General features: G+C 43.6%; 25 protein-coding genes and 1 tRNA gene. 22 read left to right on the top strand and 4 right to left on the bottom strand.

The genetic code is table 11. The features are described 5' to 3' along the window. Positions 1-37 precede the first annotated feature (37 nt). The 18 genes from ruvA to ACYJZR_RS10210 all read left to right on the top strand — a co-directional run bounded on the left by ruvA (position 38) and on the right by ACYJZR_RS10210 (position 15,307). The gene (gene ruvA / locus ACYJZR_RS10295; protein ID WP_005486097.1) at positions 38-652 is read left to right on the top strand and encodes a Holliday junction branch migration protein RuvA; all 615 of its coding nucleotides are present in this window, start codon (positions 38-40) and stop codon (positions 650-652) included. 21 nt (positions 653-673) lie between these two features. Next, entirely contained in the window at positions 674-1,678 is a 1,005-nt protein-coding gene (gene ruvB, locus ACYJZR_RS10290) for a Holliday junction branch migration DNA helicase RuvB (RefSeq protein WP_005457270.1), read from the top strand. 460 nt (positions 1,679-2,138) lie between these two features. Continuing rightward, complete coding sequence (gene cydA / locus ACYJZR_RS10285; protein ID WP_005457265.1) at positions 2,139-3,725, top strand: cytochrome ubiquinol oxidase subunit I; 1,587 nt, start codon at positions 2,139-2,141, stop codon at positions 3,723-3,725. A 17-nt stretch (positions 3,726-3,742) separates the two neighbouring features. Continuing rightward, a complete protein-coding gene (gene cydB / locus ACYJZR_RS10280) occupies positions 3,743-4,879 on the top strand; it encodes a cytochrome d ubiquinol oxidase subunit II (RefSeq protein ID WP_005483614.1) in 1,137 nt (378 codons plus the stop codon). Positions 4,880-4,891: 12 nt separating this feature from the next. Then, positions 4,892-4,999 carry a cytochrome bd-I oxidase subunit CydX gene (gene cydX, locus ACYJZR_RS10275; protein ID WP_000270284.1) on the top strand — a complete coding sequence of 36 codons (108 nt, stop codon included), beginning with the start codon at positions 4,892-4,894 and terminating at the stop codon, positions 4,997-4,999. Further along, positions 4,992-5,294 carry a cyd operon protein YbgE gene (ybgE, locus tag ACYJZR_RS10270; RefSeq protein WP_005495828.1) on the top strand — a complete coding sequence of 101 codons (303 nt, stop codon included), beginning with the start codon at positions 4,992-4,994 and terminating at the stop codon, positions 5,292-5,294. Before cydX ends, ybgE begins: the two co-directional genes overlap by 8 nt. A gap of 172 nt (positions 5,295-5,466) precedes the next feature. Continuing rightward, entirely contained in the window at positions 5,467-5,886 is a 420-nt protein-coding gene (ybgC, locus tag ACYJZR_RS10265; RefSeq protein ID WP_005483618.1) for a tol-pal system-associated acyl-CoA thioesterase, read from the top strand. Beyond that, positions 5,876-6,574 (top strand): protein TolQ, encoded by a 699-nt coding sequence (gene tolQ, locus ACYJZR_RS10260; RefSeq protein ID WP_005485405.1) that lies wholly within the window; start codon positions 5,876-5,878, stop codon positions 6,572-6,574. Before ybgC ends, tolQ begins: the two co-directional genes overlap by 11 nt. Positions 6,575-6,577: 3 nt before the next feature. Beyond that, positions 6,578-7,021: an ExbD/TolR family protein gene (locus tag ACYJZR_RS10255; protein ID WP_005485411.1), complete on the top strand. Its 444-nt coding sequence runs from the start codon at positions 6,578-6,580 to the stop codon at positions 7,019-7,021. Positions 7,022-7,033: 12 nt separating this feature from the next. Then, complete coding sequence (tolA, locus tag ACYJZR_RS10250; protein WP_203526435.1) at positions 7,034-8,020, top strand: cell envelope integrity protein TolA; 987 nt, start codon at positions 7,034-7,036, stop codon at positions 8,018-8,020. 10 nt (positions 8,021-8,030) lie between these two features. Next, positions 8,031-9,383 carry a Tol-Pal system beta propeller repeat protein TolB gene (tolB, locus tag ACYJZR_RS10245; protein ID WP_005459807.1) on the top strand — a complete coding sequence of 451 codons (1,353 nt, stop codon included), beginning with the start codon at positions 8,031-8,033 and terminating at the stop codon, positions 9,381-9,383. 30 nt (positions 9,384-9,413) lie between these two features. Next, the gene (pal, locus tag ACYJZR_RS10240) at positions 9,414-9,938 is read left to right on the top strand and encodes a peptidoglycan-associated lipoprotein Pal (RefSeq protein ID WP_005459802.1); all 525 of its coding nucleotides are present in this window, start codon (positions 9,414-9,416) and stop codon (positions 9,936-9,938) included. 15 nt (positions 9,939-9,953) lie between these two features. Beyond that, the gene (gene ybgF, locus ACYJZR_RS10235; protein ID WP_020904002.1) at positions 9,954-10,709 is read left to right on the top strand and encodes a tol-pal system protein YbgF; all 756 of its coding nucleotides are present in this window, start codon (positions 9,954-9,956) and stop codon (positions 10,707-10,709) included. 211 nt (positions 10,710-10,920) lie between these two features. Next, positions 10,921-11,982, top strand: coding sequence for a quinolinate synthase NadA (nadA, locus tag ACYJZR_RS10230; protein ID WP_005459805.1), 1,062 nt, complete (start codon positions 10,921-10,923; stop codon positions 11,980-11,982). A 118-nt stretch (positions 11,983-12,100) separates the two neighbouring features. After that, positions 12,101-13,144, top strand: a complete 1,044-nt coding sequence (locus ACYJZR_RS10225; RefSeq protein ID WP_025441591.1) for a potassium channel family protein — start codon at positions 12,101-12,103, stop codon at positions 13,142-13,144. Then, positions 13,144-13,560 carry a DUF350 domain-containing protein gene (locus ACYJZR_RS10220; RefSeq protein ID WP_005483612.1) on the top strand — a complete coding sequence of 139 codons (417 nt, stop codon included), beginning with the start codon at positions 13,144-13,146 and terminating at the stop codon, positions 13,558-13,560. The genes ACYJZR_RS10225 and ACYJZR_RS10220 overlap by 1 nt, the downstream gene beginning before the upstream one ends. A gap of 8 nt (positions 13,561-13,568) precedes the next feature. Continuing rightward, positions 13,569-14,138, top strand: a complete 570-nt coding sequence (locus ACYJZR_RS10215; protein ID WP_005483629.1) for a DUF1190 domain-containing protein — start codon at positions 13,569-13,571, stop codon at positions 14,136-14,138. Between the two features lie 2 nt (positions 14,139-14,140). After that, entirely contained in the window at positions 14,141-15,307 is a 1,167-nt protein-coding gene (locus ACYJZR_RS10210) for a glutathionylspermidine synthase family protein (protein WP_017448283.1), read from the top strand. Positions 15,308-15,379: 72 nt separating this feature from the next. Here the strand turns inward: ACYJZR_RS10210 and ACYJZR_RS10205 are convergent, their stop codons facing one another. Then, positions 15,380-15,991 (bottom strand): YecA/YgfB family protein, encoded by a 612-nt coding sequence (locus tag ACYJZR_RS10205; protein WP_079766668.1) that lies wholly within the window; start codon positions 15,989-15,991, stop codon positions 15,380-15,382. Positions 15,992-16,044: 53 nt separating this feature from the next. Between ACYJZR_RS10205 and ACYJZR_RS10200 the strand changes: the two genes are divergently transcribed. The 4 genes from ACYJZR_RS10200 (at position 16,045) to ACYJZR_RS10185 (ending at position 20,828) form a co-directional block, all read left to right on the top strand. Then, entirely contained in the window at positions 16,045-18,465 is a 2,421-nt protein-coding gene (locus tag ACYJZR_RS10200) for a hybrid sensor histidine kinase/response regulator (RefSeq protein ID WP_140133181.1), read from the top strand. A 457-nt stretch (positions 18,466-18,922) separates the two neighbouring features. Next, the gene (locus ACYJZR_RS10195; RefSeq protein WP_005459815.1) at positions 18,923-19,372 is read left to right on the top strand and encodes an L-alanine exporter AlaE; all 450 of its coding nucleotides are present in this window, start codon (positions 18,923-18,925) and stop codon (positions 19,370-19,372) included. 144 nt (positions 19,373-19,516) lie between these two features. Further along, positions 19,517-19,604 (top strand) — tRNA-Ser (locus ACYJZR_RS10190). A 183-nt stretch (positions 19,605-19,787) separates the two neighbouring features. Beyond that, positions 19,788-20,828 carry a tyrosine-type recombinase/integrase gene (locus tag ACYJZR_RS10185; RefSeq protein ID WP_267343400.1) on the top strand — a complete coding sequence of 347 codons (1,041 nt, stop codon included), beginning with the start codon at positions 19,788-19,790 and terminating at the stop codon, positions 20,826-20,828. A gap of 13 nt (positions 20,829-20,841) precedes the next feature. Here ACYJZR_RS10185 and ACYJZR_RS10180 read toward each other — a convergent pair whose 3' ends face one another. The 3 genes from ACYJZR_RS10180 to ACYJZR_RS10170 form a co-directional block, all read right to left on the bottom strand. After that, a complete protein-coding gene (locus ACYJZR_RS10180; protein ID WP_052699600.1) occupies positions 20,842-21,330 on the bottom strand; it encodes a hypothetical protein in 489 nt (162 codons plus the stop codon). 15 nt (positions 21,331-21,345) lie between these two features. Continuing rightward, a complete protein-coding gene (locus ACYJZR_RS10175; protein ID WP_045620509.1) occupies positions 21,346-22,296 on the bottom strand; it encodes a hypothetical protein in 951 nt (316 codons plus the stop codon). Positions 22,297-22,682: 386 nt separating this feature from the next. Continuing rightward, complete coding sequence (locus tag ACYJZR_RS10170; protein ID WP_193282036.1) at positions 22,683-23,204, bottom strand: helix-turn-helix domain-containing protein; 522 nt, start codon at positions 23,202-23,204, stop codon at positions 22,683-22,685. Between the last annotated feature and the right edge of the window lie 29 nt (positions 23,205-23,233).

The following is a 23,233-nucleotide window of genomic DNA, read 5'->3' as shown; positions in this document are numbered from 1 at the left end:
TATCCTGTCGCAAATTCATTTCCAAAGAGTATTTATAGTGATTGGACGTCTTCGCGGCATTTTGCTTGAAAAGCAACCACCTGAAGTTTTAATTGAAGTTAACGGCATTGGCTATGAAGTTCAGATGCCAATGAGCTGTTTCTACGAACTGCCAAATATCGGCGAAGAAGCGATTATTTATACTCATTTTGTTGTGCGTGAAGACGCGCAATTGCTTTACGGTTTTAATACAGTAAAAGAGCGTGCGCTATTCCGTGAAGTGATCAAAGCAAACGGCGTTGGCCCTAAACTTGGCTTAGGTATTCTTTCAGGCATGACAGCGAGCCAGTTCGTGTCTTGTGTAGAGCGTGAAGATGTTTCTACGCTTGTGAAGTTACCTGGTGTTGGTAAGAAAACCGCCGAGCGTTTGGTCGTTGAAATGAAAGACCGCTTAAAAGGTTGGGGGGCTGGTGACTTATTCACGCCGTTTACTGATGCCGCTCCTACTGACTCGGCTGCCGCTTCTTCAAATAGTGCAGAAGAAGAGGCGGTCAGCGCACTTCTTGCTCTAGGCTACAAACCAACTCAAGCGTCGAAAGTAGTTTCTCAAATTGCTAAACCGGACATGAGCAGCGAGCAGCTGATCCGTGAAGCACTAAAATCAATGGTGTAACGGAAAGTTCAAGGTAACAGTATGATTGAAGCCGATCGTTTAATCGCTCCTGAAAATCCAGCGTTTCGTGATGAAGATGTTATTGACCGTGCTATTCGCCCTAAAAAGTTGGCGGATTACCAAGGTCAGGATCATGTCCGTGATCAGATGGAGATTTTCATCAAAGCGGCACAATTGCGTAGTGAGGCGTTAGACCACCTACTTATTTTTGGCCCTCCAGGTTTGGGTAAAACGACGTTGGCAAACATTGTTGCTAACGAGATGGAAGTGAACATCCGTACTACTTCTGGGCCTGTTCTCGAAAAAGCAGGCGATTTGGCCGCGTTGTTGACCAACCTTGAGGAAAACGACGTGCTTTTCATTGATGAGATCCATCGTCTTAGCCCTATGGTCGAAGAGGTGCTGTATCCGGCAATGGAAGATTACCAATTAGACATCATGATTGGTGAAGGCCCGGCCGCACGTTCTATCAAAATTGATTTGCCACCATTCACATTGATTGGTGCAACGACGCGTGCGGGGTCTTTGACTTCTCCGCTGCGTGATCGTTTTGGTATTACTCAGCGTCTTGAGTACTACAAAGTGCAAGATCTACAGAACATTGTTCAACGCAGTGCAGATTGCCTAGGGTTGTCGATGGAGCCAGAAGGCGCGTTAGAAGTTGCTCGACGAGCTCGTGGTACGCCTCGTATTGCGAACCGTCTATTGCGCCGTGTCCGTGACTATGCAGAAGTGAAGGGCAACGGACATATTTGTGCCGATGTTGCTGACAAAGCGCTTAATATGTTGGATGTCGATGCTCAGGGCTTCGATTACATGGACCGCAAGCTTCTTCTCGCTATCATGGAGAAATTTGGTGGTGGTCCAGTTGGACTCGACAATATGGCTGCCGCTATTGGTGAAGAAAAAGACACCATTGAAGATGTGCTAGAACCATATTTGATTCAGCAAGGCTATTTACAACGCACTCCCCGAGGAAGAATCGCCACAGATCGTGCATATCTTCATTTCGGAATTGAAAAATAAGATTCTAAGGCTGAGCAAAAATGCTCAGCCTTTCACCATAAGTGACCAACCTCTCATTTATTGAATTTCTTCTAATACTAATTAGGTAAGAAAAAAGCACTGATTGTTAACTCGATGTTTGCATGCAACTGGTTAATTTCTCTCCTGATTACTCTCTCTTAACATACGCTTCTAATACGGGTTGATCTGGATCAATGTGATGGATTTTTGTGCAAATTCAGCGCATAAACATTGATGTATATCAAAGCGCATTCCGGCTATAAACCTTTTGAAACAATCTGTTTTTACAAGTAATATTAGCCCCAGCTATATTAGCTGATGCTTAACAATTAACTAACCAATGAAGCACATTTTTGCAACAAAGAGTTGTGATAATTCAACAATTTTCAAGTGTGAATAACACCTGGATATGGATTGCAATATGTAGAGAGTGTCATTCAGCCGACACATAGGAGTTACCATGATTGACGTAGTTGATCTATCGCGGTTGCAGTTTGCACTAACAGCGATGTATCACTTCCTATTCGTACCATTGACCCTTGGTATGGCCTTCCTTTTGGCCATTATGGAATCGATGTACGTAATGACGAATAAGCAAATCTACAAGGACATGACCAAGTTCTGGGGTAAGCTATTCGGTATTAACTTTGCACTTGGTGTGGCTACCGGCCTTACCATGGAATTCCAGTTTGGTACTAACTGGTCGTACTATTCCCACTATGTAGGTGACATCTTTGGTGCGCCGCTGGCGATCGAAGCACTTGTCGCTTTCTTCCTGGAGTCAACTTTTGTTGGTCTATTCTTCTTCGGGTGGGATCGTCTATCTAAACGCCAACACTTAGCTGTTACTTGGCTTGTGGCGCTGGGCTCTAACTTCTCTGCTCTTTGGATTCTTATCGCAAACGGCTGGATGCAAAACCCAGTAGGCGCGGACTTCAACTTCGAAACCATGCGTATGGAAATGGTAAGCTTCTCTGAAGTTGTACTAAACCCAGTTGCTCAGGTTAAGTTCGTGCATACGGTTGCTTCTGGTTACACTTGTGGCGCAATGTTTATTCTAGGCATCAGTTCATACTACCTATTAAAAGGTCGTGATATTGCGTTTGCTCGTCGTTCATTTGCTATCGCTGCATCTTTCGGTATTGCTGCGATCCTATCAACCATCGTTCTTGGTGACGAATCTGGTTACGAGCTTGGTGAAGTTCAAAAAGTGAAGCTTGCTGCAATTGAAGCAGAATGGCACACAGAACCAGCTCCAGCAGCGTTTACGTTGTTTGGTGTTCCTAACCAAGAAACCATGCACACCGATTACGCAATCAAGATCCCTTACGTAATGGGTATCATCGCGACACGTTCTTTTGATGAGCAAGTGACAGGTCTTCGCGACCTTCGTGATGAGCACGTTGAGCGTATTCGTGGCGGTATGTACGCTTACGAACTTCTTGAGAAGCTTCGTGCTGGTGACAAGTCAGAAGAAAACATGACTGCGTTTGATGAAGTGAAAGGTGACCTAGGTTACGGTCTACTTCTAAAACGCTACACAGACAATGTTGTGGATGCGACAGAAGAGCAAATTCAAGCTGCTGCGGATGATTCAATCCCAACAGTATGGCCACTATTCTGGTCATTCCGTATCATGGTTGCTTGTGGCTTCATCATGTTGTTCGTATTCGGTGCGGCATTTATCCAAACATGTCGTCAAAAGATCGAACAAAAACAATGGATTCTTAAAGCTGCACTATTGAGTATTCCACTTCCGTGGATTGCGATTGAAGCGGGTTGGTTCGTCGCTGAGTACGGTCGTCAACCATGGGCTGTTGGTGAAATTCTTCCTGTGCACGTTGCGGCTTCAGCATTGACTGCAGGTGAAATCTGGACGTCACTATTCGCAATCTTGGCTCTATACACGGTATTCCTGATTGCAGAAGTTTACCTAATGTTGAAATTCGCTCGTAAAGGTCCAAGCAGTCTGAAAACTGGCCGCTATCACTTTGAGCAAAACGCTGACTCTGTTGAAGACAAAGTTAGCCGCCAAGTAGAAGCGTAAGGTAAGGAGATAACAAGATGTTTGATTACGAAATCTTGCGACTCATCTGGTGGGTACTAATCGGTGTTCTACTAGTTGGTTTTGCAGTAACAGACGGTTTCGATATGGGTGTAGGCGCGCTTGTACCTATTATCGGTAAAAACGACACACAACGTCGTGTCATGATTAACTCAATTGCCCCTCACTGGGATGGTAACCAAGTTTGGCTTATCACTGCTGGTGGTGCATTGTTCGCCGCTTGGCCTTTGGTTTACGCAACGTCATTCTCAGGCTTCTACTTAGCAATGATCCTGACGCTAGCTGCACTTTGGCTTCGTCCTCTGGGCCTAGATTACCGCTCTAAGATCGAAGAGCCAAAATGGCGTAATACTTGGGATATCTGTATCTCCATCAGTGGTTTTGTTCCGCCAATCATCTTTGGTGTGGCGTTTGGTAACCTTCTACAAGGTGTTCCATTCCAATTGAGCGAGTTTTTGATGCCAACATACCATGGCTCATTCTTTGGTCTGCTAAACCCATTTGCTCTGCTTTGTGGTCTGGTTAGCTTGTTCATGATTTTGATGCAAGGTTCTACTTGGCTACAAATGAAAACAACGGGTGAAGTTCACACACGTGCTCGCAACGTTGCTCAAATCACGGGTCTACTAACAGTGGTTGCGTTTGTTGCTGCAGGCTTCTGGGTTCAAAACATTGACGGTTACGTGATTGTTGGTGGCATCGACACAAACGCAGCTTCTAACCCTCTAAACAAAGAGGTAATCCGTGAAGCTGGTGCGTGGATGAAGAACTTTGAAAACTACCCACTACTATGGGCTGCTCCTGTACTAGGTGTTGCAATGCCGCTGCTTGCTGTATTGTCATCTCGTCTTGAAAAGTGTGCGATTTCGTTCATCACTTCAAGCCTAGGTGTTGCTGGTGTTATCTTTACTGCAGGTTTTGCGATGTTCCCATTCATCATGCCTTCAGATCTAATGCCAAGCCACAGTCTAACAATGTGGGATGCAACATCATCTGAGTTGACTCTGAACCTGATGACAGGCGTAGCGTTTGTTATGGTTCCAATCATCCTTGGTTACACGTCTTGGACTTACTACAAGATGTTTGGTCGCCTTGATGATCAGTACATTGAAGACAACAAAAACTCACTATACTAAGGAGCAATTACTATGTGGTATTTCGCATGGATTCTAGGTGTACTACTTGCTTGTGCATTCGGTATCATCAACGCTCTTTGGTTAGAGCACTCAGAAATGATGGACAAAGACAGTGAGTAATCTCGCTGACAAGGTAGCGAAGTTTCACGAACCAATGGATAAGACTCTGTTAAGAGTCTTATCCCTCATCCTTGGCTTTATGCACGTAGGATTGGTGATGTGGGATCCAGAAGCGTACCATCAAGCGATTGGTGGCTTTAACGCAGTGATCGCCCCGGCACTGATTTGGGCATTGTGCTCAAGTATGGTGTTCGGCGTAGGCTTCAAACCGAGAAATTGGTACTGGCAATTGTTGTTTAGCCCTTACTTCTCGTTAGCTATCTTAATTTATCTAACTGCGCTTTATTTCATGTAAATTGAATTACATTGCAATAAAGTTGGTTATTAAATCATCGAGTAAAAGCCGGGCAGTTTGTCTGGCTTTTATTTTTTCTACAAAAATCAAAAATATTCCTTCCGTTCAGTACCAATTGCTGTTGCTTCAGTTATAGTAACCACTTTAAAGAATTGAATATATTGGTACTCCCTTGCAAGGCACATCAAATCCCTTCCGCTGGCCGATCACCGTGTACTATGAAGACACCGATGCGGGCGGCGTTGTATATCATTCAAACTATTTAAAATTCTTTGAGCGCGCGCGTACTGAGATGTTGCGTGCAAAAGGCATTTCTCAACATGTGTTACTGGAACAAAATATTGGCTTTGTTGTCCGACACATGGATATCGATTTTAAACAAGGGGCGAGACTGGACGAACAGTTGACAGTATTAACCCGAGTGTCAGAAATAAAACGTGCGTCTTTGCAATTCTGTCAAGAGTTGGTCAATGATCAAGGCAAGATATTGTGCAAGGCCTTTGTTAAGGTAGCATGTATCGATAATAAGAAAATGAAACCAATAGCTATTCCAACATTTATCAATTCGGAGCTAACAAATAGTGACTGCTGATATTTCCATTTTAGATCTATTTCTTCAGGCCAGTCTGTTGGTAAAACTTGTGATGCTGACATTGCTAGGCATGTCAATCGCGTCATGGGCAATGATCATCAAGCGCAGCAAAGTGCTTTCCCAAGCATCAAAAAATGCAGAGCAATTTGAAGACAAATTCTGGTCAGGTACAGACCTTTCCCAACTTTACCAAAAAGTGAAAGGGCGCAAAGACGAGATAGCAGGTACAGAAGAAATCTTCTACGCAGGTTTCACAGAATTTGCTCGTTTACGTAAGAGTAATGCGAACTCACCAGCTTACATTATGGAAGGCACAGGTCGCGCGATGCGTGTTGCTGTTGCGCGTGAAGTTGATGAGCTTGAAACAAGCCTACCTTTCTTAGCAACTGTCGGTTCAATCAGCCCATACATTGGTTTGTTTGGTACTGTTTGGGGCATCATGCATGCGTTTATTGCACTGGGTGAAGTGAAACAAGCCACACTTTCTATGGTTGCCCCAGGTATCGCAGAAGCGTTGATCGCGACTGCTATGGGTCTATTCGCAGCAATTCCTGCGGTAATGGCTTATAACCGACTAAGCAACAAAGTAAGTAAGCTGGAACATACTTACGCGACATTCTCAGAAGAATTCCACAGCATCCTTCATCGTCAAGCGATGGCTGGCCGAGATAGCGCGGATAAGGAATAAAGCATGGCGGGTTATCAACCTAAAAAGCGAAAAATGACGGCAGAGATTAACGTCGTTCCTTATATTGACGTAATGCTTGTGCTGTTAATTATTTTTATGGCGACCGCTCCGTTTGTAACTCAAGGCGTAGATGTCGATCTACCAAAGACATCAAATGCAACTCCTGCTCAAGAACTTGCAGGGGATACAGATAGCAGCTTTATCATCATTGAAATCGATCGTGACGGCAATTTAGGCCTAAGCGTGAACGATGAAGAAGTGCAACGTGGTCTTTCACTGCAAGATGTCATTGTTCGAGTTAAAGCAGAGCGTTCCATCAAACCTGATTCACCAGTCGCAGTAGGCGGCGATGCAGCGACGCCATACGCTGATGTTGTCCTTTTACTTGATGAATTGAGTCGTGCTGGAATCCCTAAAGTAGGGCTCCTGACCGATATTAGGGAATAAACGTCAATATTCATGAAAGACAAAAAGAAACAATCGAAAGAGTACACTAAACCGATAGTCATATCGGTAGGTCTGCATGCTCTCTTGGTAGCAGCATTGCTCTGGGGTACTGATTTTGCGATGACCAAACCTGAGCCAACTGGACAGATGGTTCAGGCTGTCGTGATAGACCCTAAACTGGTGCAACAACAAGCGAAAGAAATTCGTCAGCAGCGTGAAAAAGCAGCAAAAAAAGAGCAAGATCGTCTTGATAAATTAAGACGTGAGGCGGAGCAGCTTGAGAAAAACCGTAAGGCTGAAGAAGAACAAATTCGTAAGTTGAAAGAACAGCAAGCGAAAGATGCAAAAGCGGCCAGAGAAGCTGAAGCGGCTCGCAAGCAAAAAGAGCAGGAACGCAAAGCAGAAGAAGAACGAGTTCGCCAAGAAAAAGAGCGTGCAGCTAAACTTGAGAAAGAGCGTAAAGCGAAAGAAGAAGCTGTACGTAAAGCAGAGCAGGAACGTTTAGCCAAAGAAGCGGCGATTGCCAAAGCGGAACAAGAGCGAGTAGCTCGCGAGAAGGCGGCAAAAGAAGCTGCGGAAAAAGCGCGTAAAGAAAAAGAGCGCCTTGAGCGTTTAGAACGTGAGCGTAAAGAGCAAGAAGCTGCACTGGATGATATTTTTGCTGGCCTAGAAAGTGAAGCGAGTGCAAACCAACAGGCTCAGGGGAAATTTGTGGCTGATGAGGTTTCCCGCTACAGTTCAATCTATATTCAGCTTATTCAAAGCCGATTGCTAAAGGATGACTACCTATTGGGAAAGGAGTGTAGAGTTAACATTAAGCTGATTCCTACGGGAACTGACATGATTGTTTCGTCAGTTAACGTGCTTTCTGGTGACTCTAGAGTATGTGCTGCTGCAAAGAGTGCAATTGCACAAGTACCAAGTTTCCCGATGTCAACCGATTCAACAGTTAACCAAAGGCTGAAGGATATTAACCTTACGGTCGCACTACAACAATAAGGGATAAGCCGTGATTAAACGTCTTTTACTAGGAATGTTTGTACTGCTAGGCAGTCTAACGAATGTAGCGCACGCTGCATTGGAGCTGGTCATTACTGATGGTATTGATTCGGCACGACCAATTGCTGTTGTTCCTTTTAAATGGGAGGGCAGTCAACCACTTCCTACCGACATTTCTGCTGTCATTGCGTCTGATCTACAGCGCAGTGGTAAGTTCAGCCCAGTACCAACGAATAAAATGCCACAAACGCCATTCAATGAATCAGAAGTTAACTTTGATTCGTGGACAAGCCTTGGTGTAGATGCGTTGTTGACTGGCTCTATCAAGCAAAATGAGCAAGGCGATTACGTTGTAAATTACCAGCTTGTTGATGTAGTACGCGGTCAGTTAACTGGTGGGCAGAGCAAAGCTCTAGGGAGTGACGGCGAGCTTGTTTTATCTAAAGACCATGTTTTGTTTAACAAAGTGGCTACGGTAAAAGGCCCTCGTATGCGTGAGTACGCTCACCGTATTTCCGACCTTGTCTATGAACAACTGACAGGTGAACGTGGCGCATTTATGACTCGTATTGCCTACGTGGTTGTAAACGACAAAGACCGTTTCCCGTACCAGCTTCGTGTCGCTGATTACGATGGTTACAATGAGCGATTAGTATTGCGTTCTAAGCAGCCTCTGATGTCTCCTGCATGGTCTCCAGATGGGCAGAAACTTGCGTATGTAAGCTTCCAAAATGGCCAAGCAGAAATTTTTATCATGAACATCTATACCGGTGAACGTGAAAAAATTACGTCATACCCTCGCCATAATGGTGCGCCAAGATTCTCTCCTGATGGTAACAAGTTAGCGCTTGTACTGTCTAAGACGGGCACTCTACAGGTGTACACTTTTGATCTGAAAACTCGCAAACTCACCCAAATTACGCGTAGCAGATCAAATAATACTGAACCGTTCTGGCACCCTGATGGCAAATCGCTGATTTTCACATCGGATAGGGGTGGTAAACCACAGATTTATCAAGTAAATTTGGGCAGCGGTTCTATCGATCGCTTGACTTGGCAAGGTAGCCAAAACTTGGGTGGTCAAATCACACCTGATGGCCGATTCCTAGTAATGGTGAATCGCAGTGATTCAGGTTTTAATTTGGCGAAACAAGATTTGGAAACTGGTGCTCTTCAAGTCTTAACTAAGACTCTATTAGATGAGTCTCCGAGTATTGCCCCTAACGGTGGCATGGTTGTGTATAGCTCGATTTACAACAAGAAAAACGTACTATCGATGGTGTCAATTGATGGTCGATTTAAAGCTAGATTACCGGCAACAAATGGGCGTGTGAGAGCGCCTGCGTGGTCACCGTTTTTGTAGTAATAAGTTTGATTAATAAAGGAAAATAAGATGCAACTGAACAAGGTTCTAAAAGGGCTACTAATCGCGCTTCCTGTAATGGCTATGACTGCGTGTAGTTCAAGCGACGACGCAGCTTCTAACACTGGCGCAGCAACTAACAACAATGCTGCAGCAGAAACAACAGTAGCGACGCCGATCGATCAAAGCGGTCAGCTAACTGAACAAGAGCTAAAAGAGCAAGCACTTCGCGAAACTCAAACAATTTACTTCGCGTTTGACAACTCTACAATTGCAGGTGATTACGAAGAGATGCTAGCAGCTCACGCTTCTTACCTAAGCAAGAACCCTGCTCTAAAAGTAACGATTGAAGGCCACGCTGATGAGCGCGGTACTCCTGAGTACAACATCGCTCTAGGCGAGCGTCGTGCTCAAGCAGTTGCTAACTACCTACAAGCGCTAGGTGTACAAGCAGATCAAATCTCAATCGTTAGCTACGGTGAAGAGAAGCCACTTCTTCTAGGTCAATCAGATGAAGTGTACGCTAAAAACCGTCGCGCGGTTCTAGTATACTAATTCGAGGAAATCCTCATGTTCAGTAACACTAAGCGCGCTGTTGCGCTTACGTTACTGGCAAGTGCAGCGAACTTCGCGTTCGCTGCACCAGCTCCAGTATCCGATCTCAACAGCACATCCTCAGTCTCTAAGAGCCGTTCATCTGAAACGGAAGTCGAGCGATTAGAGCGTCTACTACAAAATCGCAACCGTGTTCAGCTTCAAATGCAAGAGCAGATTGACCAAATGTCACAAGAGATCAGTGATTTGCGTGGTCAATTAGAGCGAAATAGCTACGAAATGCAGCAAATGTTGCAGCGTCAACGTGAGTTGTTTGTCGAGCTTGACCGTATTCGCGGTGAGATGAAGTCGGCACCGGTAAAAGAAACCAAACCAACAGAAACTAGTGGTAAATACACGCCAAATGTTGATGAGCAAACGGCATACCAAAATGCGGTTGACTTAATCCTTAAAAAGCGTGACTACACCGGTGCAATTGCTGCGTTCCAGCAGTTCCAGAAAGACTATCCTGATTCCACATACTCAGCGAATTCACACTATTGGTTAGGCCAATTGTACTTCGCCAAGAAACAGGATAAAGACGCGGTTAAAAGCTTTGCTGCGGTAGTGTCTTATAAAGACTCTAACAAACGAGCTGACGCCTTGCTTAAGTTAGGCGAAATCGCAGAGCGTAATAACAATGCCGCTCAAGCGAAAAAATACTACCAACAAGTTGTCGATGAATACCCAGGTAGTGCGTCGGCTAAACTGGCTGGCTCAAAGCTGAAATAAACACCATTCTAAAAAGGAAGCTTCGGCTTCCTTTTTCTTTTTAGATGCCTTCTGTTTTTTAAATTTTTTACAAAATTGCCGCGCATAAGAAAATGCCACATGTAACAAAGATATACGTCTAGACCGCTAGAAATTCTAGTTACAGGTTGGTTTTTGAAAATTAACGAGGTTACAATACGCGGATTAAAGGAAGTTGCGTAGAGCAAGAGCAATGAGCCACATATTAGATAAAATCGACACTGTTTACCCATTCCCACCAAAACCAATTCCGTTAAGCGAAGAAGAAAAATCGTCTTATATCGCGAGCATCAAAGAGCTGCTAAAACAAAAAGATGCAGTACTGATCGCGCATTACTACACCGATCCTGAAATTCAAGCACTAGCGGAAGAAACAGGTGGTTTTGTTGGTGATTCACTAGAAATGGCTAAGTTTGGTAACCGCCACCCAGCAAGCACACTGATTATTGCAGGCGTACGTTTTATGGGTGAGTCGGCTAAAATTCTGACACCAGAAAAACGAATTCTAATGCCAACGCTGGAAGCGGAATGTTCACTTGACCTAGGTTGTCCGGCGGACAAATTCAGTGAATTCTGTGATGCACACCCAGATCATACGGTTGTTGTCTACGCAAACACTTCTGCGGCAGTGAAAGCTCGTGCTGACTGGGTGGTCACATCAAGTATCGCGCTTGAAATCGTGGAACATTTAGACGCTGAAGATAAGCCAATTATTTGGGGACCAGACCGTCATTTGGGCTCATACATTGCCAATAAAACGGGCGCAGATATGTTGCTTTGGCAAGGTGAGTGTGTAGTGCATGATGAATTTTCTGCTGATGCACTTCGTAAGATGAAGAGTGTTTACCCAGATGCTGCGATTCTTGTTCATCCAGAGTCACCAGCAAGTGTGGTGGAATTGGCTGATGCTGTCGGCTCTACAAGTCAGCTTATCAAGGCTGCGAAAGAACTCCCTCACCAACAAATGATCGTGGCAACGGATAAAGGCATCTTCTTTAAGATGCAACAACTGGTGCCAGAAAAAGAACTGATCGAAGCGCCTACGGCTGGTGCTGGCGCGACTTGTCGCAGCTGTGCACACTGTCCTTGGATGGCAATGAACGGCTTGAAAGCGATTGAAAAAGCGCTTAGTGAAGGCGGAGAAGAGCACGAAATCTTCGTAGATGAAGCGCTACGAGTGAAGTCTCTTATTCCACTGAACCGCATGCTAGACTTTGCCGAGCAGCTAAATATGCAAGTGAAAGGTAACGCGTAATTACTTCTATTTATTAAGATAAATCCCAAAAAACCAGCCGAATATGGCTGGTTTTTTTGTTTTTGATTATCAATGGTTTAATATTGATTGATTTTGTAAATGCAGGGATCGGATATTTATGGCTGTGTGGCTAGTAGTTAAAAAGTGGCTTAGTTCGCACCTATTTAAATTAAGCAACCGAAACCTTCTTGTTATTAGTATTTTGTACATCAGTTTATCGTGGGGGCTTTTGGCTCTTGCGGGTGAAAAAGCGCTAACGGACAACTTCTCCAACTTCATTTATTACCTCATGGTTACCGCTAGTACGGTGGGCTATGGAGATCACTCTCCGGTCACAGACTTAGGGAAGTGGGTTGTTGTGTTGTTTGTTATTCCCGGTGGTTTGAGTTTGTTTGCTGCGTTACTGGGGCGTGTAGCTGGTTCTGCAATCGATTATTGGCGAGCGGGTATTTTGGGTAAACGGAGAGTGAGAGTGGAAAATCATATCGTATTGCTTGGGTGGAACGGGTCGAGAACAATGCACTTGATTCGTATGTTGCAACACGAAGAAGAAGGCAAGCGCCCTATCGTGTTGTGTAGTCGCTCTGATATTGAAAACCCATTGCCGGGTGAGATTCATTTTATCAAAGTGACCAGTTATACCGACGCACAGGAAATGAAGAACGCCAACATTACTGATGCGAGTTGTATCATTGTTGATAATCTTTCGGATGACATTACGCTATCCGCTGCGCTTTATTGTGCCTCTGTGAATCCTGACGCACACTTGCTGGCTTATTTTAAAGACGACGCTTTAGGTCGATTGCTCAGTCAGCATTGCCCTAAAGCAGAATGCATTCCTGCCGTAGGAGCAGAAATGTTGGCGAAAGCGGCAGTAGACCCTGGCTCTAGCGCCTTGCACCAAGAATTACTGGCATCCACCCGTGGGATGACACAGTACTCAGTCATTTATCCTGAGAATCAACCTATCACCACCATTGAGAGCATCTTTGGCTTTATCAAAAAGCGTCACCACGCGACGTTGATTGCGTTTGATATCGGCAACGGTATCCAACTCAACCCAGATTTAGATGCGGTAGTGCCACCGGGTACCAAGCTGTTTTACATTGCAGATGAACGTATTGATGATTTTGCATGGAAAGAAATGAACAAGGAACAATAATGCACATGATTGCCGGCCTGTTAGCAGGTTTTCCAAACTTTTTACTCTACTTCTCAGTATCCGTTATTTTTGTTTTGGCGTTTAAGTTCATCTACGTCAAGCTTACGCCTTATGATGAATGGCATCTGATCAAGGAAAAGCAAAATACCGCAGCCGCAGTGGCGTTGAGTGGCGCTTTTCTGGGTTATTGTATTGCGATTTCGGGTGCGGCAAAAAACTCAGTCAACATTGTCGACTTTATGGTTTGGGGCGTTGTTGCCATGCTTGCGCAAATCATCGCATTTGCCATCGTGCGTTTTATTTTGCTGCCAAGAGTTACTGAGCGTATCGAAAAAGATGAGCTGCCTGCAGGCATTGTACTTGCGGCGGTTTCTATATCAGTCGGCATGTTGAATGCTGCTTGTATGACGTACTAGGAGGAACGATGAAGCGCAGTTCCAACGTTAAACGTTCTTCCATGGATAAAAGCTTAAAGCTTGGAAAAATCATACCGTTCGCGGCATTTGGCGGAATTTTCTTCCTTGCGACCCAAGAATCAAAGACTGAAGGCTACATTTTTTCTGACGCCGATGAATGTAAATCCAACTCGCCAGAGTTTAGTGAGCAGTGTGATATAGCTTACCAAGAGGCATTGGCTCGTGCTGAACGCAATGCTCCTCGTTATAACAATGAATTCGAATGTGAAAACGACTTTTACGAAGACGATTGTTACTACAGCTCAAGCTCTCGTGCTTATGTCCCTCATTTTGGCGGCTTTTTCTATAGTCGTTCAGTTAATGATTTGAAAGGTTACAACAAGAGTTATTATTCGGAACCGATGTACCGCTATAAGTCCAAATTTTATAACGGTGCAGGCCAGTTTTTTGGCTCCTATCGTAACCAGTCGACCAAAGTCGCGACCAGTAACTTAAACAAACGTGGGGGCGGAACCATTGGAAGAGCCATGTCTCGAGGTGGGTTCGGGAAAGCGGTTTCGGTCAGTCGTGGCGGTTGATTATGTTTCGACGAGAGATACAAGAACGAGAAAACTGGCGTGAATTAGCACGCCAGTTTGGTTTTGGTTTTCATTCTATGTATGGGCAACCGTATTGGGATGAGAGTGCTTACTACCAATTTACGCTGGAGCAAATCGAGCACGACCTAGAATCTCCCACTGAAGAACTGCATCAGATGTGCTTGTCTATTGTGGATGAGGTGGTTCGCTGTGAGCAACTACTGACGAAATGTGCGATTCCTGAGTTGATGTGGGAACAGGTAGCGTCTTCGTGGCAACGAAAAGAGCCTTCGCTCTATTCTCGTTTGGATTTTGCGTATAACGGAACATCACCAGCAAAGCTACTCGAAAACAATGCCGATACACCGACAAGTTTGTTTGAAACGGGTTTTTGGCAGTGGGTGTGGCTGGAAGATGTAGTTAACAAAGGTCGAATTCATCAAGCCGCGGATCAATTCAATATTCTTCAAGACTTTCTAATTGAGCGTTTTGCGGAGATAGCCAAATATCAACCGGGACAAACTCTCCACTTTAGCTGTTGCAAGTACACAGAAGAAGATAAAGCGACTGTCCAGTATTTAGAAGATTGCGCGCGCGAGGCGGGGCTAGCGACAGCTTTTGTGCACGTCGAAGATATTGGTGTAACGGAAGACGGAAAATTTGTGGATGTGGACGAACGAGCCATTCGTTGGATGTTCAAACTTTATCCTTGGGAATTCATGTTTGAAGAGGAATACGCGAAATATTTAGCGACTGCAAACGTCAACTGGCTAGAACCCATGTGGAAATCGATTTTATCCAATAAAGCACTTTTGCCATTGTTGTGGGAACGCTTTCCAAATCATCCCAATCTTTTGCCTGCCTATTTTGCTAATGACCCAAAAGCGAGTTGTTTGAACGATTATGTCATCAAACCGTTATTCTCACGGGAGGGGGCGAATATTGAGATCGTCAAAGATGGAAAGCGCTTGGTGAAAACGCCGGGGCCTTATGAATCGAAGTTCAATATCGTTCAGAAATATCATCCGTTGCCTAAATTTGGGCAGAACCATACGTTAATCGGTAGTTGGCTCGTCAATGATAGAGCGGCGGGTATTTCGATTCGTGAAGATAGTAGCCTAGTGACACAAGATATGGCGCGCTACATTCCACATGTGATTTTGACGTAATGAAAAAGCTCTCCATTCGGAGAGCTTTTTCATATCAGATGTTCAATTTCAATGATCAACGATTACGTTATTTTATTGCTCTTCAGCCAACGCAACACCGCGTTGAGTAAGACCACATAGCATCACAGGTATAGCATTGAAGATCTCTTCAAATTGCTCTAAGCCTTCCATGCCTTGCTCTGCAAGCGTTGCAATGGTGGTTTCTGGATCGTACAACATGGTAAGAGAGAGCAGCACTCCACCCAATAGGGCACTGTCTTCGCTGTCTTCTGGCATTAACGTTTCCCAATCATCACGTGTCAGTTGCCAACCTTGAAGTACACCTTCACAGAAATCACGAGTACTTGCTGAGACAATGTCTTGCTCATCGAGAGTACAACCTTCAGGCCATTGCCAAGAACCTTCTAGCAAAGCTGGTCGAGTTTGGTTCCACATTTGTACAATTTCATCAATGTACAGTTCTAGTTGTTCACCATCTGAGAAAGGTGCAGTCTCTTCGCTGCCCCATAAGAATGGCAGCCACTCTTGAGGGTTCAACACGTTTGGCGCTGATGCCATCGCGGTTACAAAGCCTTGAGTTTTCGCTAGGTTTAGTAGTTTTCCATCAAGTTCTGGAAGAGAAAGCATGTCTTGTAGTTTCAAAATAGAATACCATTTGTTAATGGGCTGATTGGTTGCGCTCATCTTACCAATCAATCAGTGATAAATCGATATTAGGGAATGATTCGTCTACAGATATGGAAATTCGTTCGTCACTTAGAAAAAAAAGCATTCTCGCTCTCACACTGTACCTGTGTTTTTTTATCGCTACGATAGGGTCGGTGGTGTACTTGGTGGTTGAGCCACCTGTCCGTGACAAACTAGAAAGAAATCTCGATTTACGTACCCAACTGCTTGCTTCCCAGATAAAAGAGCCGCTCATCACATCCACGGGCGTACTGAATAGCTTGGTTGGGCTGGCGCAAAGCTCAAACCAAAGCAATTCCCTTAAATCGACCATCCCTCAGATTTTAAGATTAAGCGACGAGATCATCGTCAGTGGTGGATTGTGGCCTAAACCAGAACTCAAAGAAGAACGATGGCGGTTTACCAGTTTGTTCTTTAACAAGAACAGTGAGGGGAACATCGATCAGATTCATTCATACAACAATCCAGAATCTGGCGGTTATGACAATGAGCCGTGGTATCGCGCAGCCGCTGAACGACCGTCAGGCACGGTAAGTTGGTCTGCGGTGTATATTGATACTTTCACTCAAGTTCAAATGATTACCGCCTCTGCGCCGTATTATAAAAATGGAGAGTTTGCAGGCGTTGCGACGGTCGACCTTTCTTTGGAGGCCTTATTCCAGTTCATTCGTGAGCACACCAACCAATACTCTTTGGGGGTGGTCATTCGAGATGCTAACTCGAATGTCATCATCGAACACAACTTTCAAATCACCAAACAAATGTACATTAGTAAACTCGATTTTGGTGAATTTCATTGGAAGCTAGAAGTTGTCAATGCTAAGGCGAAAGTGGCAGATCAAGTGTTCGAGCAAGTCATGAGTGTTGAAGGCGGCATCATCCCATTCTTATTGCTATGCGTTCTCGTTGGGTACTATTTACTTAACCGATACATTGTCGAACCTATCGTACGAATCGCTACAAAAATTGATGATTCCAAAACTGGCGGGATCATTGATATCGATTACGGAAGTGAGGACGAAATCGGTCATCTCATTACCAAATTCAACGAGAAGACCATTTACCTCGAACAAGAGAGAGTAAAAGCCCAAGCGTCGACAAATGCCAAAACTGCTTTTCTTGCCACTTTGTCGCATGAAATCCGTACGCCGATGAATGGGGTACTCGGCACCGCCCAAATCCTGCTCAAAACGCCGTTAACGGACGAACAAAGAAAACACCTCAGTACATTATACGATTCTGGTGATCACATGATGACGCTACTGAACGAGATTCTTGATTACTCCAAGATAGAGCAGGGACATGTAGAGTTTTCGAACTCGCCATTCCCCATAGAATCGATCATCGGCAGTATAAAAAGCGTTTATCATACCTTGTGTGCAGAGAAAGGATTGCAGTTTAAGGTGATGTCGTTAGTCCCAGTTGGGCGCTGGTATGACAACGACAAAGCGCGCCTTCGTCAAGTGTTGTTTAATTTACTCAATAACGCCGTTAAGTTTACTGATAGAGGCATTGTTGAAGTGACGCTGAGTGAGCAAACTCACTATGACAAAACTGTGTTGGTTATCGCGATAAAAGACACGGGAATAGGGATATCTAAAGAGGCGCAAAAACGTATATTTCGCCCATTTGAGCAAGCAGAATCATCAACCACAAGGCGCTTCGGCGGGACTGGCCTTGGCCTTGCAATTGTCAAAGAGATCGCCGAGCACATGGGCGGTCATGTGATTGTGCAAAGCCAAGAAAATATCGGCACTACATTTACGGTTGAAGTTGAGATCTCTCCTTGCGAACCGGGGAAAGTGGAATCAGGACATAGGCACAAGCTCAATTGCAATGGTTTGAAGGCCTTGATAGTAGAGGACAATCGAACCAACGCCATCATTATGGAAACCTTCTTAAGAGCAAAGGGCTTTGAATGCTCAAGTGTTGAAAATGGGCAGCTAGCGGTAAATAAAATAGCTGTAGAGCCGTTCGATTTAATATTGATGGACAACCATATGCCTGTCCTTGATGGAGTTGGGGCAATCTCAGCAATTCGCTCCATGAGCAGCGCTGCGAAGTCGGTACTGATATTTGGTTGTACTGCAGATGTGTTCAAAGAGACCCAAGAGCGCATGTTAGGCGTAGGCGCTGACCATATCATTGCTAAACCAATAGTGGAGTCCGAACTGGATGATGCTTTGTACCGACATGCCGATTTACTGTATCAATATCAAACCAAGCAAAATCAACAAGCATTGGAAGTGTTGGGAACCGATTCTTTGCTGATTAGCTTTTATGTCGCTCTAGATAATGGCAATCTCGGAGACGCGCTTGATGCGCTACTTGCTATAATGGATAGCCTTCAACCTAATACAAATGAGGTATTGTCGGAGGTAATCACTAGGATTAAACGCGATCTACTGCGTCAATCTCCACCCGATCAGGAAGATATAGACACATTAACTATGTTACTTGCTACGCCGTAATATACAGGTAAAAAAAGCAGTCCATTTGTTTTCTTCGCCGCTCTTTTGACGCTTCTTGAACTTTAGCGTATTTTTACCATATCGGTAGTGCTTTGTGCCGTCATTTATACTCTGAGTTTTTATATCTAGGTAGCATAAGCGTTTGCAATTGGTGTAATAAAACCAAATTTTGTTCCAATTCTATACCATCTACTCATTTTCAACCCTCTTAAAAGTAAGCCATTTCCATATTTTTGTGCCTTTTTTACCCTTAAAATCCTGTTTTTTCTCTAAAACGGTGAAAAAAACTACTTTTGTTTCTAAAGTTGGTTATTAATTTACAACTTCATTTTAAATATAGAGCCATAATCTACAAATGTTGTGATTTAATAGTGTCATTAACTGGTAATTAAGTTGTGTGGCAGTTAATCATATTTAGTTCTTTATTAATTGCAGTGTTTGATTTTAGGGGTTGTAAATGAAGTCTCGTGGACCATTTTGTATTCGTCATGCCGCAGCGGATACTTTTGCTATGGTTGTTTTTTGCTTTATTACAGGGATGATTATCGAGATTTTGATTTCAGGAATGACGTTTGAGCAGTCTCTGGCATCACGCACGTTGTCTATACCAGTAAATATTGCGATTGCTTGGCCTTATGGCATGTTCCGTGATTGGGTTTTGCGCCAAGGTAACAAACTTTCACCTTCCTCTTTCATGAAAAATGTGTCTGATCTTGTATCGTATGTGCTTTTCCAATCACCTGTGTACGCCGGCATTCTTTTAGCCGTTGGTGCATCATATGATCAAATTGTTACGGCAGTTGCGAGCAACGCTGTGGTTTCTTGTGGAATGGGCGTGTTATACGGCTACTTTTTGGATATGTGCCGTCGTTGGTTCCGCGTTCCGGGTTATCATCAAGGCGTTTGATTGACACTGTTTTGTTCAATTTAGTTACTTAGTGAGCAAACGAGTGTAAAAGAAGGCTTTTTTTACGGTTTAGCCTTGACCATGAGGCTCATAATCATTAAATTAGCGCCTCGTTAGCCAAGAATGCTAACCACAATTTGATTCGGTGAGTTGTCCGAGTGGCTGAAGGAGCACGCCTGGAAAGTGTGTATACGGCAACGTATCGAGAGTTCGAATCTCTCACTCACCGCCACATTCTAAAAGGTCTGATTTATCAGGCCTTTTTTCATATCTTAAGGTTCTACAAGATAGCAATAGCCCACACTGGAGCTAACACATGCTATCAAACCATCGTTTACCTTCACGCAAAGCATTGTACCTTTTTACCAGTAGAACAGGTGTTTATACCTTTCGATGGAGCATTAGGAATAATGGCATGCATCACCAGCCTACATTAAGTTTAAAAACCAGAGATTACTTAACGGCTGTTCGGCTCGCTTCCGACTTAGCAAGTCGAATCCTTCAAGTTACCAACCCTACCATAGATGAAGTTAAGTCAATATATGATGACTTTCGAGGTCAGAAAAGGAAGGAGAGTCAACTACTTAACAGCGTTGATATTATGATGTGCCTTACGGATTTGAGTGCTAAAAGCCAGACAGAATATCGAAACTGTTGGTTTAGTTTTGTTCAGTGCCTTGCTCCGTCAACGACACTAGATAGTGTGAGGAGTGCTCACATTGAAAAGTGGAAGCAAACACAGACTTGTAGCGCTACTACTATGAAGAAAAAACTCCGTTTACTCTCTAGCTGTTTCAATCGCCTAGGGCATAAGGTTGAAGCTGAATGGTTTAAAATCAGTGTAGAGAAGAAACCAGTTCGACCAACTAGAGCTATTGCTGAAAGCGAGCTTAAAATGCTCCTACAAGCCACTGAGAGATACAAGAATGAAGTGGATAGATGGAAGTACTATCTACCTCGTATTGCAGCTCTAACAGGTTGTAGGCTCAATGAGCTAGCACAGTTAAGAGTTTGTGATATTGAGCTAGGCAAGCAACCAAGTTTGAGTATCAATGATTCCCACACTGATAAGAAGCTCAAGAATTCATCTAGTGAGCGTGAGATTCCAATAAGCAACGAGTTAAAGAAGTTGTTCGAGGAGCTGGTTGAAGGTAAAGGGGGTAATGAACGACTCTTTGACCTGCCATACAGCAAATACAACGGGTATGTTGGCAAACCAAGTAAGTTCTTTTCTCTCTTGATAAAACAACTAAAAATCAATGGCGTAACATTTCATTCTTTGCGACATTACGTGGTGACTGAGTTGTTTAATCAAGAGATTCAGGAAGAACTAATAAGTTCATTGTTAGGGCATAGCGTAGGTAAGCTAACAACGGGAAAAATCTACCTTTCAGGCTTCAATTACAAAGTGAAAAGAAATGCCATGTTAAAGTTATCATTAACCCGTTTATTATGATGTTAGCTCACTATTAGTCATCTTCTCCGTCATCGAACTTCGCTTGATTTACTACGATGATTGTTATGAGAATGATGTGGATTAGGTTTACTAATACTGTGCATAAAATGAACTTTAGCCAAACGATATTCATATTGTTTAAAGCCATTAAAATGCAAAGCCCAAAGGTCAATAGGAGGAAAACTATTGCAGCGCCATAAAGGTGGAAAAATACTGATAAGTATCCTTCTTCACGCCACTCGGTAAAAGCTGGAGTTCTCGAAACTGTAAGCAGGTAGGCTCCTATTGCAGCGATAAAACCCGTCATAGTGATGCTAAATGTGGTCACAAAACCTAAGATGACAGGAATGTTGCTGGGCATTATTCTAGGAAATAATGAGCCTCCGCCAGACATATAAACTACGCCTTCGTATATGCCGAATACAAGGAATACGGCCAGAGATGAAAGACCCCAAACCCCTCTTTTCCATTGTAGTTCTTCATTATCTTCGAGCATTGTCATCAAAGTAACCTCTCGTTAATAAGATTTAGCATCCTTTAGCTTGTCCCAGTTGGTGCAAGGTATTGTATCTTTGAGTTTTTTCTTTCTTGAAGCGAAAAATTCATCAGTTAAAGTGTCGACTTGCTGATTGGAGTAACGTTTGACTTCAATCTGTTCTTCAATTGAGACTCTAACTTTAGGGACTATCATGTCATATAGAACTAAGCTATGGTCTAAGTACATATCTTTGACTTGCTCTGACAGGGAGTCTCGTTTTCCACGGAAGTACGCATGAACAAACTCATTATTGCCACTATCAGTTTCGATAATGCTTAACAATGGCTCGATGTCTTTCTCTATACTGTTAGCTTGTGCGTTTGAGCGCTTAAATGTTACTTCAATTTCGAGATTGTTTGATGCTTTGTTGTTGGTTAGGAGCTTAGCAAACTTTGCCATCTGACCAGAGCCACTATCAAGTACAACCTTAGCTTGAGTAATCATTTTTAGCTTCTTAACGTCTTGTCTATCTACTCCAGATTTCAGGGGTTTTAAAGAAATCTCGTATGGTGTATCTGATGACAAACCGTTTAGAACTTCGTTTAAATAGAACTCCAAATCTTCAAAAGTAGCGCCCCCACGAGATGATGCGATACCTATAACTGGCTTTTTGTCATCAATATGAACATACGTTACTTTCTCTAAACTGTCAGTCCCAATTAGCGTTTTAAGGTCTGTAATCGTGCCTGATGTTTTGTTTAAAGAGCGATACTCATGCAAATCTGTCGGAGTCATAAGGTAGTACACAGTGTCAAAGGAATCTGCTTTGGCGAAGTAAAGCTCTTTTTCTGTCACCTTGTTAACTTTTACTAGACTGGCTCGGTTAGTTTGGTACTGACAAAAGATATCAACAATGTCTTTAATACAAACTTTTCGAGTTTTTCCCTTCTTCGTGAACTTAATAGTATAGGTATAGTAGTTTAACTTCATGATACTTATTGAATATGTTAGATTTGGACGGATTCTAACACAAGCTGTTGATTAGATACTTGATGCACTTCAAGTAGTTGTGTTGGCCGAATGATGTATACATGTTGTATGAAATCGACGGTTTAATGTATGCACTGAACGGCCACATGTATTGGCACTGAAAGGGGGAAGTCTATTTGTGATTTCTCTCTTTTTCTTTCAGCGTACTTATTAATTGGTAGGATAAATAATATATTAACTAGTCTGTTCCTTAGTATGTTTGTGTCTACTCGGTGAACATGGGGTGAAGCTTTATGCTACAAGGCCTATAGCGAGATTGGATAGGGGTAGTATTCTGATGCTACATACTCTGTCAAAGAGAGAAGAAAGCCCCCGAAGGGGCCGTCTCAGAACGGTGATTCATCTTCAGCGATTGCTTCTTCTAAATCGGCCCACCAGCCTGAAGTAGGCACTGATTCATGTCTACTCTCAGGTTGAAGGGCAGGTGTAGACTCCACGACTACTGGCGTTTCAGTAAGTGCTTCTTCTACTTCCGTTCTAGTTTCCACAACGTCAGATTCGCTTGGCTCGTCAGAGCTTTCGCATTCCAGTTCTTCAGTTGTTGGAATACCAAGCCATGTATAGAGTTTTGAAGTGTTACCACCTTCAGGTGTGCTGCGGTAGTTCGCCCTCAAGAACCCTAATCGCTCAAACTTTTGAAGTGCGCTGTTCACGGTTGGACGAGTACAACCTACTTCTCTAGCGATACGATTTTGGCTTGGGTAGCATGTGAACACGGAAGGGTTTTCTTGATTACCGAAGTAACTAGAAAGTGTAATCAAAACGCACTTTTCAGTGGCTGTGATTCCGTGCGTTTGCTTTAGATTCGATTCAATGATGGTTTTCGTTATAGAAAACTGATTGACCATTTTAGGCCTCCTTAGTATTCGATTAAGGA

Source organism: Vibrio sp. RC2502, from assembly GCF_054850435.1.
Note: the sequence above shows the minus strand (reverse complement) of the source record. Positions and strands in the feature narration are given on the sequence as shown.